10 protein-coding genes are annotated in these 18,143 nt (G+C 65.3%); 3 read left to right on the top strand and 7 right to left on the bottom strand.

From position 1 onward, the window contains the following. Positions 1-5: 5 nt before the first annotated feature. Positions 6-1,043: a sensor histidine kinase gene (locus KIT10_09290; protein ID MCW5899448.1), complete on the bottom strand. Its 1,038-nt coding sequence runs from the start codon at positions 1,041-1,043 to the stop codon at positions 6-8. A 171-nt stretch (positions 1,044-1,214) separates the two neighbouring features. Here KIT10_09290 and KIT10_09295 point away from each other — a divergent pair, with 171 nt between their 5' ends. Beyond that, complete coding sequence (locus tag KIT10_09295) at positions 1,215-2,900, top strand: Na/Pi cotransporter family protein (protein ID MCW5899449.1); 1,686 nt, start codon at positions 1,215-1,217, stop codon at positions 2,898-2,900. Between the two features lie 24 nt (positions 2,901-2,924). On the opposite strand, the gene KIT10_09300 is transcribed toward KIT10_09295, so the two are convergent. Further along, positions 2,925-3,416 (bottom strand): hypothetical protein, encoded by a 492-nt coding sequence (locus KIT10_09300; GenBank protein MCW5899450.1) that lies wholly within the window; start codon positions 3,414-3,416, stop codon positions 2,925-2,927. A gap of 30 nt (positions 3,417-3,446) precedes the next feature. Between KIT10_09300 and KIT10_09305 the strand changes: the two genes are divergently transcribed. Further along, positions 3,447-4,457 carry an acyl transferase gene (locus tag KIT10_09305; GenBank protein ID MCW5899451.1) on the top strand — a complete coding sequence of 337 codons (1,011 nt, stop codon included), beginning with the start codon at positions 3,447-3,449 and terminating at the stop codon, positions 4,455-4,457. Positions 4,458-4,501: 44 nt separating this feature from the next. On the opposite strand, the gene KIT10_09310 is transcribed toward KIT10_09305, so the two are convergent. Further along, the gene (locus KIT10_09310) at positions 4,502-5,782 is read right to left on the bottom strand and encodes a tyrosine--tRNA ligase (protein ID MCW5899452.1); all 1,281 of its coding nucleotides are present in this window, start codon (positions 5,780-5,782) and stop codon (positions 4,502-4,504) included. A gap of 137 nt (positions 5,783-5,919) precedes the next feature. On the opposite strand from KIT10_09310, the gene KIT10_09315 reads away from it, so the two are divergent. Beyond that, positions 5,920-6,930 (top strand): NAD-dependent epimerase/dehydratase family protein, encoded by a 1,011-nt coding sequence (locus tag KIT10_09315; protein MCW5899453.1) that lies wholly within the window; start codon positions 5,920-5,922, stop codon positions 6,928-6,930. On the opposite strand, the gene KIT10_09320 is transcribed toward KIT10_09315, so the two are convergent. From KIT10_09320 to KIT10_09335, 4 genes are read right to left on the bottom strand one after another with little or no spacing between them, the layout of a single operon-like run. Beyond that, positions 6,924-7,265: a DUF4296 domain-containing protein gene (locus tag KIT10_09320; GenBank protein ID MCW5899454.1), complete on the bottom strand. Its 342-nt coding sequence runs from the start codon at positions 7,263-7,265 to the stop codon at positions 6,924-6,926. The genes KIT10_09315 and KIT10_09320 overlap by 7 nt on opposite strands. Next, on the bottom strand, positions 7,262-8,599 hold the full coding sequence (locus tag KIT10_09325; GenBank protein ID MCW5899455.1) for a dihydroorotase: 1,338 nt from the start codon (positions 8,597-8,599) through the stop codon (positions 7,262-7,264). Before KIT10_09325 ends, KIT10_09320 begins: the two co-directional genes overlap by 4 nt. Further along, positions 8,596-9,312, bottom strand: coding sequence for a polyprenol monophosphomannose synthase (locus KIT10_09330; GenBank protein ID MCW5899456.1), 717 nt, complete (start codon positions 9,310-9,312; stop codon positions 8,596-8,598). Before KIT10_09330 ends, KIT10_09325 begins: the two co-directional genes overlap by 4 nt. A 38-nt stretch (positions 9,313-9,350) precedes the next feature. Then, positions 9,351-17,966, bottom strand: coding sequence for a gliding motility-associated C-terminal domain-containing protein (locus KIT10_09335; protein ID MCW5899457.1), 8,616 nt, complete (start codon positions 17,964-17,966; stop codon positions 9,351-9,353). Between the last annotated feature and the right edge of the window lie 177 nt (positions 17,967-18,143).

An 18,143-nucleotide genomic window follows, 5' to 3' on the forward strand; every position in this document is an offset into this window, starting at 1 on the left:
GGCGATCACGGCGCCTTCCGCAGCGTGAAGCTGAAGGTGGTGCCCTCCCCTTCGGTGCTCTTCACGGTGATCGTCTGGCCGTGCGCATCGATGATGTGCTTGACGATGGCGAGGCCAAGACCTGAACCGCCCTCGTTGCGCGAGCGGCTTTTCCCCACGCGGTAGAAGCGTTCGAACAAACGTGGCAGGTGTTCCTCGCTGATGCCGATGCCATCATCACTCACCTCCACCAGGATCTGGTCGCCCAAGGGGTAGCTCTTCACGTGGCAGTTCCCGCCTGGCCGTCCATAGTTGATCGCGTTGCTGAAAAGGTTGGTGAAGACCTGCGCCAGCCGGTCGCGGTCCGCGATCACCGGTGTGGGCGAGGTGAGTTCATTGCGCATTGTCATGCCCTTCTCGCTCGCCTGCAGGTCGAAACCCTCCATGGTCTCCTTCACCAGCGTGTGCAGGTCCATACGCGCGGTGCGCAGTTCCATCACGCCGCTCTCCAGCTTGGTGATCAGGTCCAGGTCCTCCACGATCTTCATCAGTCGGTCCACCCCGTTGCTGGCGCGGTTCAGGAAGTCGCGGTTCACCTTTTCATCCTCCAGTCCGCCTTCGAGCAGGGTGAGGATGTATCCCTGGATGTTGAAGATGGGCGTCTTCAACTCGTGGGCGAGGTTGCCGATGAACTCGCGGCGGAACTTCTCGCGCTCCTGCAGCTCGCGTATCTCGGCGCGGCGTGCGGTGGCCCACTCGCTCACCTCGGTGTTCACCTTGCCCAGCACGTCGCCCTCCATGTCCAAGCGCTCGGGCTCCTTGCGCGCGCGCCGCAGCTCGTGCACGGTGCGGTAGAGCACCTTGATGCGGCTGTGGATGAAGCGCTCGATGGCGAAGCCGAAGACCCCGTAGGCCACCCCGAAGAGCAGAACGGCGGCGATCAGGGCGCGCCAGACGCCACCTTCGCCCAGGGCGAGCAGGATCACCAGCACCACCGTACCACCCGAGAGCGCCACCAGCAAAGCGGCGAGCAGGGCGACCTGGCGGGGAGAAAGCTGGCCCAATGTGTGGCGGCTTGATGGTGCCGGCCGATGCTTCGGCAGGCGGCCAAAGATAGCCGCGCCCCCGGGGAAGGCCCGTCCGGCAAGGCTTTGCGGCCATCATTTAAGACAGGCTTAACATGGGCTCTGGGACTGGCCGAAGGGGCCGCATGCGGAAAACCCGACCTTCGCGCCATGCGCTTCGGCATCCTGGAGTTCCTCACCCTGGCGGGCTCGCTCGGCCTGTTCACCTATGGCATGAAGGTGATGAGCGAAGGCCTGCAGAAGGTGGCCGGCGGCCGCATGCGCGGGGTGTTGAAGGCGATGACCGCCAACCGGGCCGCAGGCGTGCTCACCGGCCTGGTGAGCACCGCGGTGATCCAAAGCAGCAGCGCCGCCACGGTGATGGTGGTGAGCTTCGTGAACGCCGGACTGATGCAGGTGCGGCAGGCCATCAGCGTGATCATGGGCGCCAACATCGGCACCACCATGAAGGCGCTCGTCTTCAGCTGGGCGGTGTTCTCCTCCACCAGCATCACCCAGTTCGCCATTCCCATCATCGGCCTGGCCTTCCCGCTGCTCTTCATGCGCACCCCGCGCGCCAAGGCCGGTGCGGAGTTCCTCATCGGTGCGGCATTGCTCTTCCTCGGCCTGGAGTTCATGCAGGTCCACGCGCCCACACCATCGGCGGACATGTTGATGATGCTGGAACGATACGCCGGCATGGGCCTGTGGAGTGTGTTGCTCTTCGTGCTGGTGGGCACCGCGCTCGCCGCGCTGCTCCAATCCTCCAGCGCCTCCATCGCACTAACCCTGGTGCTTTGTGAGAATGGCACCGTGGGCTATCCCATGGCCGCCGCCCTCGTGCTGGGCATGAACATCGGAACCACCGTCACGGCCAACCTGGCATCACTGGTCACCAACGCCTTCGCCAAGCGCACCGCACGCTTCCATCTGCTCTTCAATCTGATCGGCGTGGCCTGGGCGGTGGCGCTCTTCAGCCCCTACCTGGACCTGATCGACGCGCAGGTGACCCGCTTCTTCGGTGCTTCACCCTACACCGACGCCTCCTCCGTCAAATGGGCGCTCACCTTCCTTCACATCTCCTTCAACATGGTGAACACCCTGCTGCTCGTGGGGCTTGTGCCCGTATTGGACCGGATGATGACCCGGCTGGTGCCCGCACGCAGTGAGGTCGACGAGGAGTTCAGGCTGGAATACCTCGACGCTGACATCCCCCTCACGCCCGAAGTGTCCCTGATCGAGGCGCGCAAGGAGATCGGCCGCTTCGGACAGGTGGCCCACGAGATGCTCCGCATCATGCGTGAATTGCTGATCGTGAAGGACGCCCAACAGAGCCGCCGCCTGCTGGACCGCATGGCCAAGTACGAGCAGATCACCGACCGCGTGGAGGTGGAGGTGGGCAAGTACCTCACGCGTGTGAGCACCGAGGCGCGCAACGAGGAGGTCTCGCTGCGCATACAGGGCTACCTGGCCATCATTGGCGATCTGGAACGTATCGGCGACATCTTCTTCCAGATGAGCAAATCCGTGGAACGGAAAATGGATGAGCGGCTGTGGTTCACGCCCGAACAGCGCGAGAACCTCATGGCCATGCTCGATGCGGTGGAGCAGGCCTTCGAGGTGATGCACCGCAACCTGGGTCCGGACCAGGAAAGCGTGGCGTTGGACGAGGCGGAGGAGGCCGAGCAGCGCATCAACCACCTGCGCGACCAGCTGCGGCGCGGCCACCTGAAGAGCATCGAGGCGGGCGACTACAACGTGAAGAGCGGCCTCATCTACAACGACCTGTTCTCCAGTTGCGAGAAGGTCGGCGACCACCTGATCAACGTGTCCGAGGCACTGGCCGGGGAGATGTGACGTGCGGACGCATGCCGCCCACCACTACGGCACGACCTTGATCGCGTCGGTGACGATCGTGTTGCTCACGTTCAGCGCGCGGTCGGCCATGCGCACCTGGAAGCGCACCGTGTCGTACTGGCCGCCGGGGAAAACCGGCCATTGAAGGCCCACGGCGATGTCGCCCCGCAGTGAACGGTTGCGTCCGGTGGGCACCAGGCGTGGAATACGGTAGTAGAGGGGCAAGAGCAGCGAAGGACGCACCCAGTCGCCGTTCTGCAGTTCCTCGTACTCCACGAAGAGGTTGTGGTACCACTCGGAATCGGCGTCGAAGGGCGGTTGGATGTCACTGGGGTCGAGACCCACGTCGCCATCGCCATCGGTGAAGAAGACGACCAGCGAAGCGGAATCGCCGAACTGCTTGAAGTCCCAATCCGTGATGCGCGGCTCGTCGGGGTAGTCCTCCGTCTTCAGGCAGCCCGCCAACAGCAGGGCTGGCAGGGCCATGTACAGGGATACTTTTGCCGCCGCGCGCATCATCGCTCCAAAGTTAGCCTGCGCACCACCATGCCGCCAGCCGTTCCCCGGTCCATCGCCAGCCTCCTGGATCGGCCATTCGCGGTGGATGGTGCCGAGGCCTTCAACGCGCTGGCCCTCGAACTATTTCATCTGCATGCCGAACGGAACCCGCTCTACCGCGGATTCCTGGAGGGTCTGGGCCGCCCACCCGGCGAGGTGACCCGGACAGCGGACATCCCCTGCCTGCCCATCACCCTCTTCCGTGGACACCGGGTGCTGCTCGAAGGTCTTGGCGCCGAACTGCGCTTCACCAGCAGCGGCACCACCGGCACCACCACCAGCACGCATCATGTGCCCTTTCCGCAGCTGTACGAACGCTCCTTCATGGGGTCTTTCCGCAGGGTGTATGGCGATCCGGCCGAATGGCGCATCCTGGCCCTGCTGCCCGCATACCTGGAAAGGACCGGCAGCTCGCTGGTGTACATGGCCGAAAAGCTCATCGCGGCCACGGGCGATCGCTTGAGTGGCACTTACCTGTACCGCTACGATGAACTGGCGGAGGTGATCCGGCGGTCGGAGGACGAAAGCAGGAAGACGCTCCTGCTGGGCGTCACCTTCGCGCTGCTGGACCTGGCGGAAAAGCATCCCATGCGACTGCGCCACACCACCATCATGGAGACCGGCGGCATGAAGGGACGAAGACCGGAGCTGGTGCGCGAGGAGCTGCACCGCATCCTGAAGGAGGCTTTCCATGTGCCGGCCATCCACAGCGAGTATGGCATGACCGAGCTGCTCTCCCAAGCGTGGAGCACGGGCGATGGCATCTACCGGTGCCCGCCGTGGATGCGGGTGCGCATCCGCGAGGTGAATGACCCTTTCGCTCTCGTCCCGCCCGGCCGCACCGGTGGCATTGATGTGATCGATCTGGCCAACATCGCCAGTTGCCCCTTCATCAGCACGCAGGATCTGGGGAGGATGCGCCCTGACGGCTCCTTCGAAGTGCTGGGACGCTTCGATCACAGTGAAGTGAGGGGCTGCAATCTGATGGTGGAAGGTTAGTGCACATGCGCATGCGGCCATGTGCACATGTGCACATGTGACCATCAAGCCACCTTCACCAAGAAGTAGTTCTTCTTCCCCCGTTGCAGCAGGATGAACCTGCCACCCATCAGGTCATCGGCATCCACCACACGCTCCTCGTCCACTTTCTCCTTGTTCACGGCGATGCTGTTCTCCTTCAGCGCGCGGCGTGCTTCGCCCTTGCTGGGCAGGAAGCCGCCCACCTCAGAGAGCAGGTCCACAATGGTGATCCCCTTTGCCAGCATGTCGCGTGTCACCTCGGCCTGGGGCACACCCTCGAACACCTCCAGCCACTGCTTTTCGGCCAGCGCGGCCAGCGCTTCGGCGGTGGCATTGCCAAAGAGGATCTCCGAGGCTTGACGTGCGGCTTGCAGCTCCTCCACGCCATGCACGCGTTGGGTGATCTCCGCGGCGAGCTCCTTCTGCAGGGTGCGCTTGTGCGGCGCAGCGGCGTGGTCCGCGCTCAGGGCTTCCAACTCCTGCTGGCCGCGTGTGCTGAAGATGCGGATGAAGCGTGGCGCGTCGGCATCGCTGCTGTTGAGCCAGAACTGGTAGAACCTGTAAGGCGAGGTGCGCGCGGCATCCAGCCAGATGTTGCCGCCTTCGCTCTTCCCGAACTTGCTGCCATCGGCCTTGGTGAGCAGCGGGGTGGTCACCGCGTAGGCCTCGCCACCGCCCATGCGGCGGATCAACTCCGTGCCGGTGGTGATGTTGCCCCACTGGTCGCTGCCGCCCATTTGCAGCGTGCATCCCAGGACCTTGTTCAGATGAACGTAGTCGTAGCCCTGCACCAGCTGATAACTGAATTCCGTGAAGCTGATGCCGGTCTCCAGGCGCGTCTTCACGCTGTCCTTGGCCATCATGTAGTTCACCGTGATGTGCTTGCCCACCTCGCGGATGAAGTGGAGGAAGCCCATGTCCTTGAACCAATCGTAATTGTTGACCAGTTGGGCCGGGTTGGTCGGATGCTCGAAATCGAGGAAGCGTTGCAACTGGGCCTTGATGCAGGCTTCGTTGTGGCGCAGGGCCTCCTCGTCCAGCAGGTCGCGCTCGCTCTTCTTGCCGCTGGGATCGCCCACCATGCCGGTGGCGCCGCCCACCAGCGCCACGGCGCGATGGCCTGAAAGCTGGAAGTGCGTGAGGAACATGATCTGGACCAGGTTGCCCACATGCAGGGAATCGGCCGTAGGGTCGAAGCCGATGTAGCCGCGCTGCGGTCCTTTGGCCAGATGCTCCTCCACGCCGGGGGTGCTGTCGTGCAGCATGCCGCGCCAGCGCAGCTCGTCGATGAATCCGTTCGCCATGCCTGTGTGCCACGCCGGCCCAACGTTCCAGGGCAGCTCAGCGGCGGCCAAAGATACCCGCCGCGCCTGCCTGGCAGGCAGGATGCCACGGCAGGGCCGGACCTGGCGCGCCTAACTTGCGGCCCACCGAAGCGGCTATGGACCTGATCACCGGGGCGACAGGCATCGTAGGGGCACATCTGCTGTTGCGCCGACTGGAACAAGGCGCTGCCGTGCGGGCCCTTCGCCGGCCTGATTCCGACCTGCGTGTGGTGGAGCGGATATTCCGCCACTACCGACCAGATGCCGCCGAACTGTTCTCGCGCATCGCATGGGTGGAGGGCGATGTGCTGGACATCACCACCTTGAAGGAGGCCATGCTGGGCGTGCGCCATGTGTACCACTCGGCCGCGCTGGTGTCCTTCGATCCGCGTGACGACCGGCGGCTGATGCGCGTGAACCGCACCGGCACGGCCAACGTGGTGAACGCGGCCCTGCTCACGGGCGTGGAACGCCTTTGCCATGTGAGCAGCACGGCGGCCATCGGGCGTGGGACCGACGGCGAGATCCGCCACGAGGAACTTCCCTGGGACGCCGACCTGCGACATTCTCCCTATGCGCTGAGCAAATACGCCGCCGAGTTGGAGGTGCACCGTGGGATGGCGGAAGGCCTGGACGCGGTGTTGGTGAACCCCTGTATCGTGATCGGGCCGGGCGCGCCGGGCAGGAGTTCCATGACGTTGGTGGAACGTTTGGCGCGCGGCATGTCCCATTACCCGCCAGGCAGCAATGCGGTGGTGGACGCGCGTGACGTGGCCGAAGCGATGGAACGTCTCATGGCAGGACCCGGCGGCGGTGAACGCTTTCTGCTGGTGGGCGCCAATATCAGTTACAAGGAACTCTTCGCATCGATCACGCGGGCTTTCGGACATCGAGCGCCGGAGAAGCGGCTCCGGCCCTGGATGCTCCATCTCGCCTGGCGCATGGAACGGCTGCGAGCGCTGTTCGGTGGAAAACCCCTGGTGACACGGCACACGGCCGCCAGCGCCCTGGAACAGCGCGCCTACACCGCGACCAAGGCGGAACGTGTGCTGGGATACCGCTTCCGCGGACTGGAGGAAATGGTGGACAATGTGGCGCGCTACGTGAAAGGCGCACACGCTCACTGACGGATCCCGTCCTTGCGCTGGCCCAGTTCGGTGAGGATCTCCTCGTAGACGGGTCGCAACAACTCAGGCCGCTCACTGTAGTACTTGAAAGTGGCCTTGAAGGCTTCCTCGGTGATGCCCTGCGCCTCAAAAAGCTCCTCGTAATAGCTCTTCGCCGGGGCGGTCTGGTGGATGCCCAGGCTCAATTCATGGTTCACACGCGCTTCGATCAATTGTGCTTCCAGCAACACTTCCTTGAACTTGTCGCGCGGCAGCACGCCTTCGGGTACCGGTTCCCCGCCACCGCCGCAGGCGGCGAGGAGACAAGCGAAGCCGATCCATGCGGCGGCTCTCATCGATCGAAGAGCAATCGTTCACCACGGACCTTGCGGTCCACCTTGCCGGCATCGAAGGCCACCCGGCCATTCACCCAGGTGGTGCGCACGCGCGATCGGAAGCGTTGGCCGGTGAATGGCGACCAGCCGCATTTGTACAGCAGATTCTCCGGACCCACGGTCCAGGGATCGTCCAGGTCCACCAGCACCAGATCCGCGTGCTGCCCTTCGCGCACAAAGCCGCGATCGCGGACCTGGAAAAGACGCGCGGGCGCATGGCACATCCTGTCCACCACTTCCTCCAAGGTGAAGACGCCTTGATGCATCATCTCCAGCATGGCCACGACAGCATGCTGGATGAGCGGGCCGCCGCTGGGGCACCGCGTGTAGGGCATGGCCTTCTCCGCCAACGTGTGCGGCGCATGGTCGGTGGCCACCACATCGATGCGGCCTTCACGCACCGCACGGCGGATGGCATCGCGGTCCGCGGCGGTCTTCACCGCCGGGTTCCATTTGATAAGCGCCCCCTTGGAGGCGTGGTCGGCATCGGTGAACCAGAGGTGGTGGACGCAGGCTTCGGCGGTGATGCGCTTCCCTTCCAGCGGACCGGGATCGAAGAGCTCCGTTTCGCGGGCGGTGCTGATGTGCAGCACATGCAGACGTGTGCCGTGCTCCTTCGCGAGCGCCACGGCATCGCTGCTGCTCTTGAAACAGGCTTCAGCGCTGCGGATGCGCGGATGTTCCTCCATGGGGATGTCGTCGCCCCAGCGCTCCAGAGCGGCCCGTGTGTTGGCCCGTATGGTGGCCTCGTCCTCGGCATGGATCGCCAGGATCATATGTGCGCGACGGAAGAGCGTGTCCAGCGTCACAGGGTCGTCCACGAGCATGTTGCCCGTGCTGCTGCCGAGGAAGGCCTTCAGTCCACAAACTGTGCGCGGATCGGTGCGCAAAACCTCGTCGAGGTTGTCATTCGCCACGCCCATGTAGAAGGACCAATTCACCACCGAGTTGGCCGATGCTATCGCGTACTTCTCCTCCAGCAGTGCCTGTGTGAGCGTGTTGGGCACCGTGTTGGGCATTTCCATGTAGCTGGTGACCCCCCCGGCCGCAGCGGCCGCGCTGGCATGGGCGATGTCCTCCTTGTGCGTGAGGCCCGGCTCGCGGAAGTGGACCTGGTCGTCGATCGCGCCGGGCAGCAGATGCAGTCCTTCGGCATCGATCTCGTTGGCGCCCTGCACCGATCCGATGCCCTCCGGCGCCACGCGTTCGATGCGGCCATGGCGCAGCGACACGTCCGCTTGGAACACCAGGCCCTCGTTCACCACGGTGGCGGCACGGATCACGGTGGTGCTCATTTCCGGCGCAGGGTGGAACGCATCCTCAGAACGCCGAGGAAAGCTTCGTGGAAAATGGACATGCTCATCTTGCTGCGACCCTTCACGCGGTCCACGAAGGTGATAGGCACCTCGGCGATGCGGAAGCCCTGCAGCTTGGCGCGGTATTTCATCTCGATCTGGAACGCGTAACCGATGAAGCGGATCTCATCGAGGGGCAGGGCCGCCAACACTTCCCGGCGGTAGCAAACGAAACCGGCTGTGGTGTCGCGCACGCCCAGGCCAAGCACGATGCGGACGTAGAGCGATGCGCACCAACTGATGGCGATGCGGTGCCAGGCCCAATCCTTGACACGACCACCCTTGACATATCGTGATCCCACGCTCACGTCCGCACCATCCATGCAGGCGGCATCCAGGCGCAGGAGGTCAGCGGGCGCATGGCTGAAGTCGGCGTCCATCTCGAAGATGCGTTGATAGTTCCTTGCCAAGGCCCATTTGAAGCCTGCGATGTACGCCGTGCCCAGACCGAGCTTGCCTTCGCGGCGCAACAAATGGAGTCTTTCCGGATACGTGGCGCGCAAGCCCTCCACGATCTCGCCCGTGCCGTCCGGCGAGCCATCGTCCACCACCAGCACATCGAACTTCGGCTCCAACCGGAACACATGCGCGAGTATGTCGCGGATGTTCTCCTGCTCGTCGTACGTGGGGATGATGACCAGGCGCTCGGACAATGGCTGATCCGCTAGGAGGCCAAAGATAACCGGGCCTCTCAGCGCAGCAGGGTCACATGTCCGGTGCGCGTCACGCTTCGTCCCGTGAAGAGATCACGCGCGGCGAGTCGCCACACATAGGTGCCGATCGGTGTTTCGGTACCGTCACTCCAGCGGCCATCCCAACGGCCCTGTGGATCGCGTGTCTCGTACATGAGACGACCCCAGCGGTCGAAGATCTCGAAGTGGAAGTGCGCGGGATCGGCACCAGGCACCACCGCACCGAATAGGTCGTTGAAGCCATCACTGTCGGGGGTGAAGGCATTGGGCACGAACACGCCCAGACCGTCCTCCACGGAGATCACCTTGCACAAGGTGTCCGCACAGGCGGCCGAAGCGAAGGCCACCAGGCAAACGGTGTAGTCGCCGCCCAGGTGATCGGGGAAGGTGAAGCTGGGCTCGGGGAGGTTCGAGCCGCCCAAGGCCCCGAAACTCCATTGGTACCAGCTTGCTCCGGTGCTTTGGTTCTGGAACCAAGCCTCCGAGGCGCTTGTGCTGAGGACCTCGGGCAGCATGCTGAAGGAGGCCACGGGCTGGTCGGCCACTTGCACCAGGCCGGGAATGGTGATCGCATCCGCTCCGCATCCATTGTCGGCGGTGATGGACAGGGTGATGTCGTAACTGCCAGGGGTGTCATAGACCACGGTGATGGGGCCACAATCCTGCACCACCTGGCCATTGCCCAGCCACCAGGTACAGGTGCCCGGTCCGTTGTACCCCTGGGTGAAGGTCACGGTGGCCGGGACACAGGTGCCATCGCCGCTCATCATCACCTCGGCCACGGGCGCTTGGATCACTGCCACGGTCACCACCGCCGTGACGGCCGGACATGGAGCGGGCGCTTGCACGGTGTATACATAGTTGCCCTGGGCGTTGATGGCCGGGTCGAAGATGCCCGAGAAGGGTTGTCCGGCCGGGCCGGTCCAGGCACCGCCCGCATCAGGTCCGCCGCCGAGCTGCGCGAAGAGGTCCAATGGGCCGTCGTTGGTGCAGAGTTGCGCGGTGGTGCCGGTTCCGGCGTTCGCGGCTTGCGTCACCTGGACGGTGATGGTCGCCTGATCGGAGCCGCAGCCGGGTTCGGACTGCACCGTGTAGGTGTACAGGCCTTGCGCTCCACTTCCCGGATCGAACACGCCGCTCGCCGCGACCCCGCCCGGACCGGCCCACACACCACCCTGCTGCGCATTGCCACCCAAGAGGGATCCGAGGTCCACCACGGCATCGGTGGTACACAGTAGGATCGCGGCATCCTCACCGGCATAGGGCGCGGGTACCACGGACACCTGCACAACGGCACTGGCCGGTGGGCATGCTGGCGAAGTGCTCACCGTGTAGGTGTACACGCCCGGTGGATCAAGCAGGGGATCGAAGACGGTATTGTGCGGCAGCCCATCCGGACCGGTCCATGTGCCGCCAGCATCGAGTGTGCCGCCGAGGCCTTCGAACAGCGAGATCGTCGATGCGTCCGAGCAGACCTGCAGCGCGCCGTCGGTCCCGGCCAAAGGTGCCTGTGCCACGCCCACCAGCACCGTGGCCTGGGCATCCGGACAAACACCTCCTCCACTCACCGTGTAGGTGTAGATACCTGCCGGGCTGCTGCCTGGCGTGAACGATGGCGTCGCGTTGTTGCCATTGGGGTCCGTCCAGGAACCGTTCGCATCCGGTGTTCCGCCAAGCAGACCGAACAGCGTGATCACGCCATCACTGCTGCAGAACGTGACCACCGTGTCTCCACCGGCATCCGGCGCATCATCCACGTCAATGAGCAATTCCGCCTGCGCGGATGCGCACACGATGCCAGCCACGATGTAGGTGTATGTGCCAGGTGCGCTGGAGCCCGGAATGAAGTCGCCCAGGAAAGGCGAACCATCAGGAGCGATCCATGATCCCCCGGGTTGTGGTGCTCCGCCCAACGCATTGAACGGTGCGAAGGAAGCCGAGGTCTCGCAGAGGTGGACCGATGCGGACAAACCCGCTGTTGGTGGTGTCTCCACGGCCATGGTCACCGTGGCGCTCGCGCCGGGGCAGGGCGCCGGCGCAGCCACCGTGTAGGTGTATGAGCCCGGTAAGGAAGTCGCCGGATCGAAGCTGCCATTCATCGCACCGCCCGGGCCGCTCCAGCTGCCGTTCGCATCGGGCGTGCCGCCCAGCAGCGTGAAGAGGTCCACCGCAGCATCGTTGCCGCAGAGCGTGCCGCTGCCATCGAGGCCCGCGTCGGCCGCCGTGCTCAGCGCTATCGTCAGTGTGGCGCTCGCATCAGCGCAGGGTGCCACACCGCTCACCGTGTACACGTAGTCGCCAGCGGGATCGGCAGCGGGATCGAACACGCCGCCCATCGCGCCGTCAGGACCGTTCCAGCTGCCGCCCGCATCCGGCGTACCGCCCAGTTGCGTGAAGAGATCCACCGCAGCGCCGAGCTCGCACAGCGTGGCGCTCGCGGCGTTGCCGGCCACAGGTGGCGTTTGCACGGACATGGTCACCGTGGCGCTCGCGCCGGGGCAGGGCGCCGGCGCAGCCACCGTGTAGGTGTATGTGCCCGGCAAGGAGGTCGCCGGATCGAAGCTGCCGTTCATCGCACCGCCCGGGCCGCTCCAGCTGCCGTTCGCATCGGGCGTGCCGCCCAGCAGCATGAAGAGGTCCACCGCAGCATCGTTGCCGCAGAGCGTGCCGCTGCCATCGAGGCCCGCGTCGGCCGCCGTGCTCAGCGCTATCGTCAGTGTGGCGCTCGCATCAGCGCAGGGTGCCACACCGTTCACCGTGTACACGTAGTCGCCAGCGGGATCGGCAGCGGGATCGAACACGCCGCCCATCGCACCGTTGGGGCCGCTCCAGCTGCCGCCCGCATCGGGTGCTCCGCCCAGTTGCGGGAAGAGATCCACTGCCGCGCCAAGTTCGCACAGCGTGGCGCTCGCGGCGTTGCCGGCAACAGGTGGAGCCTCCACGGCCATGGTCACCGTGGCGCTCGCGCCGGGGCAGGGCGCCGGCGCAGCCACCGTGTAGGTGTATGAGCCCGGTAAGGAAGTCGCCGGATCGAAGCTGCCATTCATCGCACCGCCCGGGCCGCTCCAGCTGCCGTTCGCATCGGGCGTGCCGCCCAGCAGCGTGAAGAGGTCCACCGCAGCATCGTTGCCGCAGAGCGTGCCGCTGCCATCGAGGCCCGCGTCGGCCGCCGTGCTCAGCGCTATCGTCAGTGTGGCGCTCGCATCAGCGCAGGGTGCCACACCGCTCACCGTGTACACGTAGTCGCCAGCGGGATCGGCAGCGGGATCGAACACGCCGCCCATCGCGCCGTCAGGACCGTTCCAGCTGCCGCCCGCATCCGGCGTACCGCCCAGTTGCGTGAAGAGATCCACCGCAGCGCCGAGCTCGCACAGCGTGGCGCTCGCGGCGTTGCCGGCCACAGGTGGCGTTTGCACGGACATGGTCACCGTGGCGCTCGCGCCGGGGCAGGGCGCCGGCGCAGCCACCGTGTAGGTGTATGTGCCCGGCAAGGAGGTCGCCGGATCGAAGCTGCCGTTCATCGCACCGCCCGGGCCGCTCCAGCTGCCGTTCGCATCGGGCGTGCCGCCCAGCAGCATGAAGAGGTCCACCGCAGCATCGTTGCCGCAGAGCGTGCCGCTGCCATCGAGGCCCGCGTCGGCCGCCGTGCTCAGCGCTATCGTCAGTGTGGCGCTCGCATCAGCGCAGGGTGCCACACCGCTCACCGTGTACACGTAGTCGCCAGCGGGATCGGCAGCGGGATCGAACACGCCGCCCATCGCGCCGTTGGGACCGTTCCAGCTGCCGCCCGCATCCGGCGTACCGCCCAGTTGCGTGAAGAGATCCACCGCAGCGCCGAGCTCGCACAGCGTGGCGCTCGCGGCGTTGCCGGCCACAGGTGGCGTTTGCACGGACATGGTCACCGTGGCGCTCGCGCCGGGGCAGGGCGCCGGCGCAGCCACCGTGTAGGTGTATGTGCCCGGCAAGGAGGTCGCCGGATCGAAGCTGCCATTCATCGCACCGCCCGGGCCGCTCCAGCTGCCGTTCGCATCGGGCGTGCCGCCCAGCAGCGTGAAGAGGTCCACCGCAGCATCGTTGCCGCAGAGCGTGCCGCTGCCATCGAGGCCCGCGTCGGCCGCCGTGCTCAGCGCTATCGTCAGCGTGGCGCTCGCATCAGCGCAGGGTGCCACACCGCTCACCGTGTACACGTAGTCGCCAGCGGGATCGGCAGCGGGATCGAACACGCCGCCCATCGCGCCGTTGGGACCGTTCCAGCTGCCGCCAGCATCCGGTGCACCGCCCAGTTGCGTGAAGAGATCCACAGCCGCACCGAGTTCGCACAGCGTCACATTGGTGCTTTGACCGGCATCCACTATGAAGGAAATGGTGACCGTGGCGCTTGCGCTGGAAGCCGGACAGGGCGGCAACGCATCCACCGAGTAGGTGTAATCACCCGGAGGGTCGACCGCAGGATCGAACACACCCGCGAAGGGACCCGAAGGCCCCGACCATGATCCGCCAGCCATGGGTGTTCCTCCCAGCACACCGAACAGATCGACCACAGGGTCGCTGGAACAGATCGACAACGTGACATCGGATCCGGCGTCCGCCGCTGTATTCACCTCCACGGTGACGGCCGCGCTCGCGTCCAAGCAGGGGGAATTTCCCACGACCGTGTATACATACAAGCCGGGCATCTCCGCAGCCGGGTCGAAAAGCGACGATACCGGCCCGGCCGGCCCCGTCCAGCTTCCACCAGCGTCCGGCGATCCACCGAGCGAGTTGAAAAGCTCGACCGCGATATCGCTTTCACACAGGGTGATCGCGCCATCACTGCCCGCGTCCGCTGCTCCGTTCACGATCACGGTGACAACGGCGCTCGCATCCGCACAGGGTGCGGTTCCACTCATGGTGTAGGTGTAGGTGCCTGGTGTCGCATTTGTGGGATCGAATACGCCGTTGCTCGCGCCCGACGGTCCCACCCATGCTCCACCCGCGTCCGGCGATCCGCCGAGTTGTGCGAAGAGGTCCACGGCGGCGCCATCATCGCAGAGGGTGATCGCGCCATCTGATCCAGCATCCACAGCGGTGTTCACGCTCACCGTCACCGCAGCGCTGGCGTTCGCGCAGGGCGCCGTGCCGCTCACGGTATAGGTGTAGATGCCCGGTGTCGCCAAGGCGGGATCGAACACGCCGTTGCTCGCGCCCGACGGTCCCACCCATGCTCCACCCGCGTCCGGCGATCCGCCGAGTTGTGCGAAGAGGTCCACGGCGGCGCCATCATCGCAGAGGGTGATCGCGCCATCTGATCCAGCATCCACAGCGGTGTTCACGCTCACCGTCACCGCAGCGCTGGCGTTCGCGCAGGGCGCCGTGCCGCTCACGGTATAGGTGTAGATGCCCGGTGTCGCCAAGGCGGGATCGAACACGCCGTTGCTCGCGCCCGACGGTCCCACCCATGCTCCACCCGCGTCCGGCGATCCGCCGAGTTGTGCGAAGAGGTCCACGGCGGCGCCATCATCGCAGAGGGTGATCGCGCCATCTGATCCAGCATCCACAGCGGTGTTCACGCTCACCGTCACCGCAGCGCTGGCGTTCGCGCAGGGCGCCGTGCCGCTCACGGTATAGGTGTAGATGCCCGGTGTCGCCAAGGCGGGATCGAACACGCCGTTGCTCGCGCCCGACGGTCCCACCCATGCTCCACCCGCGTCCGGCGATCCGCCGAGTTGTGCGAAGAGGTCCACGGCGGCGCCATCATCGCAGAGGGTGATCGCGCCATCTGATCCAGCATCCACAGCGGTGTTCACGCTCACCGTCACCGCAGCGCTGGCGCTCGCGCAGGGCGCCGTGCCGCTCACCGTGTAAGTGTAGATGCCCGGTGTCGCCAAGGCGGGATCGAACACGCCGTTGCTCGCGCCCGACGGTCCCACCCATGCTCCACCCACGTCCGGCGATCCGCCGAGTTGTGCGAAGAGGTCCACGGCGGCGCCATCATCGCAGAGGGTGATCGCGCCATCTGATCCAGCATCCACAGCGGTGTTCACGCTCACCGTCACCGCAGCGCTGGCGCTCGCGCAGGGCGCCGTGCCGCTCACCGTGTAAGTGTAGATGCCCGGTGTCGCCAAGGCGGGATCGAACACGCCGTTGCTCGCGCCCGACGGTCCCACCCATGCTCCACCCACGTCCGGCGATCCGCCGAGTTGTGCGAAGAGGTCCACGGCGGCGCCATCATCGCAGAGGGTGATCGCGCCATCTGATCCAGCATCCACAGCGGTGTTCACGCTCACCGTCACCGCAGCGCTGGCGCTCGCGCAGGGCGCCGTGCCGCTCACCGTGTAAGTGTAGATGCCCGGTGTCGCCAAGGCGGGATCGAACACGCCGTTGCTCGCGCCCGACGGTCCCACCCATGCTCCACCCACGTCCGGCGATCCGCCGAGTTGTGCGAAGAGGTCCACGGCGGCGCCATCATCGCAGAGGGTGATCGCGCCATCTGATCCAGCATCCACAGCGGTGTTCACGCTCACCGTCACCGCAGCGCTGGCGCTCGCGCAGGGCGCCGTGCCGCTCACCGTGTAAGTGTAGATGCCCGGTGTCGCCAAGGCGGGATCGAACACGCCGTTGCTCGCGCCCGACGGTCCCACCCATGCTCCACCCACGTCCGGCGATCCGCCGAGTTGTGCGAAGAGGTCCACGGCGGCGCCATCATCGCAGAGGGTGATACTCGCATTGAGGCCCGCATCCACAGGCTGGTTCACCGTGATGGTAACGGTAGCGCTGGCATTGGCACATGGCGCAGTTCCGTTCACGGTGTAGGTGTACACGCCGGGCAAATGCGCAGTTGGGTCGAAGATGCCGGAGGCGGCACCGGAAGGTCCGGTCCAAGCGCCACCAGCATCGGCTCCACCGAGGAGCGCGAAGAGGTCCACGGGCGCGGCGTCACCGCATAGTGTGAGGCTCGCCGGTTGACCCGCATCGGGCGCGGCCACCAGGGCGATGACCAACGCCGAGGAGGCATCCGGGCAAGGCGTGGCGCCGGTGACCAAATAGGTGTAAAGGCCAGCGGGATCGGTTGACGGGTCGAAAGTGCCACCCATCAAACCCATGGGGCCGGACCACTGGCCACCGGCTTCCGGCGTACCTCCCAGTTGCCCAAGAAGATCGATTGGCGCCGCATCATCGCATACGGTCACGGCCCCATCAACCCCGGGGTCGGGGAGGGTATTGAGCACCACGGAGATGGTCGCGGTGTTCGTGACGCACGCATTGCCCACGGCATAGATGTAGTCGCCGGGGAGATCCGAATCCGGGTCGAAGAGGGGCGCATGGGGCTGGCCATCCGGGCCTGTCCAGTTGCCTCCTGCGTCGGGCGTGCCGCCCAGTTGCGCGAAGAGGTCGATCACCGCCGTACCGGTGCAACTGGGCACCACGGCACCAAGGCCCGGGTTCGGTGGCACGGGTGGCACCTGTGCCGCGGTGATGAGCACGGCCGTGGAAGCCTGGTTCGCGATCGGGCAGTCGTTGTCGGTGCCCTCCAGAAAGACGTTCACCGGCAGGATCGTCGCATCAGGCAGCCAGCAGATCGTGGCCACGGCCGGGTTCGATCCGTTCACCGTGAAGGTGGCCCCGGGCAACTGCGCGACCGCGTTGGACACCACTTGCAACACACCGCCGGCGTCGGGATCGATGAAAGTGTAGTCCACACAAAAGGCCTGACCATCGCAGACCTCGAATTGGTTCGGCGCCAGGATCACACCGCCCGTGTTGTTCGACAGGCCCTGCGGTACGGGTACCAGGCCGGGGCAAGGCACCACGGCGAACATCATGTCACGCTTGATGTAGCCGATGAGTGTGCCGTTGGCCGTGTACGTGTTCACCTGCACCACCACCACGTAATAGCCGATCACGGTGGGTGTGAACTCGATCTGCCCCGTGGCGGGATCGATGGTGATGCCCGGGATGGGTTCGGCGCCGGTGAAGCCTGGATTGTACCACACCACGGTGGGGTTCGGCGCGGCATAGAGCGCATCCACCAGGGAGAAGACCATGGTGTGCCCATTCGGATCGCTGGCACCCAGGTTATAGGAGGCGGGCTGCCCCACGCAGAAGTAAGGGATGCCATCGTCCTGGGTCAGCTGCGGAGAGGTGTCGCACAGCCCGCCGGTGTTGTTCAGCGTGGCATTGACGTACATGCCCGTGACGAAGGTGAGGTTGTTGGAAGCGTTGCGGCAGCACAGGCTCCAGGAGATGTTCCAAGCGTTGCATGGCGAGAGGAACAACTCCACTTCGTAACGGTAATAGCGGAAGCCCGGCAAGGTTCCACCATTGCAGGTGGTGTTGGGCAGTTGTGCGTCACAGACCGGGGAGACCTCCTCGTTGAAGACGTTCACCTGGTTGGTCAGCGTGAAGTTCACCCCACAGTTGTTGGAGAAGTTGATGGTCTGCGGGATCACCGCGGCACCATCGCAGTTCACGTAGGTGTGCAGGCTGATGCGGTAGAAATTGCCACCCAGGCACTCGTAGGTGATGCTGCCCCCGCTGTAGTGGTCGGCACGTGCCGCCGGGGACGAGCACAAGGCCGCCAGCAGGGTGAAGCAGAGCCACCAGGTACGTGATCGGATGCCGTCTTTGCGGTACATGCGAATGCCCTTGGGCGGACGAGGGACCACCCAGCGGCGGGAATGACCCTCAAACTTAGCTGAACGTTGTCTACACCTGACCTTCGGCCCGGCCGGATATCCCACCGCCGTTCGTGGGATCCCGCCCGGGCGGGGCTTTTACCCCGGAGATGGAATTAAGGTTGGGGGAACATCCCG

Source organism: Flavobacteriales bacterium, assembly GCA_026129465.1.
Classification (GTDB): Bacteria; Bacteroidota; Bacteroidia; order Flavobacteriales_F; family PHOS-HE28; genus PHOS-HE28.

What these genes read in the sequence shown, in the direction of transcription:
- KIT10_09310 (MCW5899452.1), bottom strand. Translation starts at nt 5,782, where the DNA reads ATGGCGAACGGATTCATCGACGAGCTGCGCTGGCGCGGCATGCTGCAC.
- KIT10_09325 (MCW5899455.1), bottom strand. Translation starts at nt 8,599, where the DNA reads ATGAGCACCACCGTGATCCGTGCCGCCACCGTGGTGAACGAGGGCCTG.
- KIT10_09300 (MCW5899450.1), bottom strand. Translation starts at nt 3,416, where the DNA reads ATGCGCGCGGCGGCAAAAGTATCCCTGTACATGGCCCTGCCAGCCCTG.
- KIT10_09315 (MCW5899453.1), top strand. Translation starts at nt 5,920, where the DNA reads ATGGACCTGATCACCGGGGCGACAGGCATCGTAGGGGCACATCTGCTG.
- KIT10_09305 (MCW5899451.1), top strand. Translation starts at nt 3,447, where the DNA reads ATGCCGCCAGCCGTTCCCCGGTCCATCGCCAGCCTCCTGGATCGGCCA.
- KIT10_09320 (MCW5899454.1), bottom strand. Translation starts at nt 7,265, where the DNA reads ATGAGAGCCGCCGCATGGATCGGCTTCGCTTGTCTCCTCGCCGCCTGC.
- KIT10_09295 (MCW5899449.1), top strand. Translation starts at nt 1,215, where the DNA reads ATGCGCTTCGGCATCCTGGAGTTCCTCACCCTGGCGGGCTCGCTCGGC.
- KIT10_09335 (MCW5899457.1), bottom strand. Translation starts at nt 17,966, where the DNA reads ATGTACCGCAAAGACGGCATCCGATCACGTACCTGGTGGCTCTGCTTC.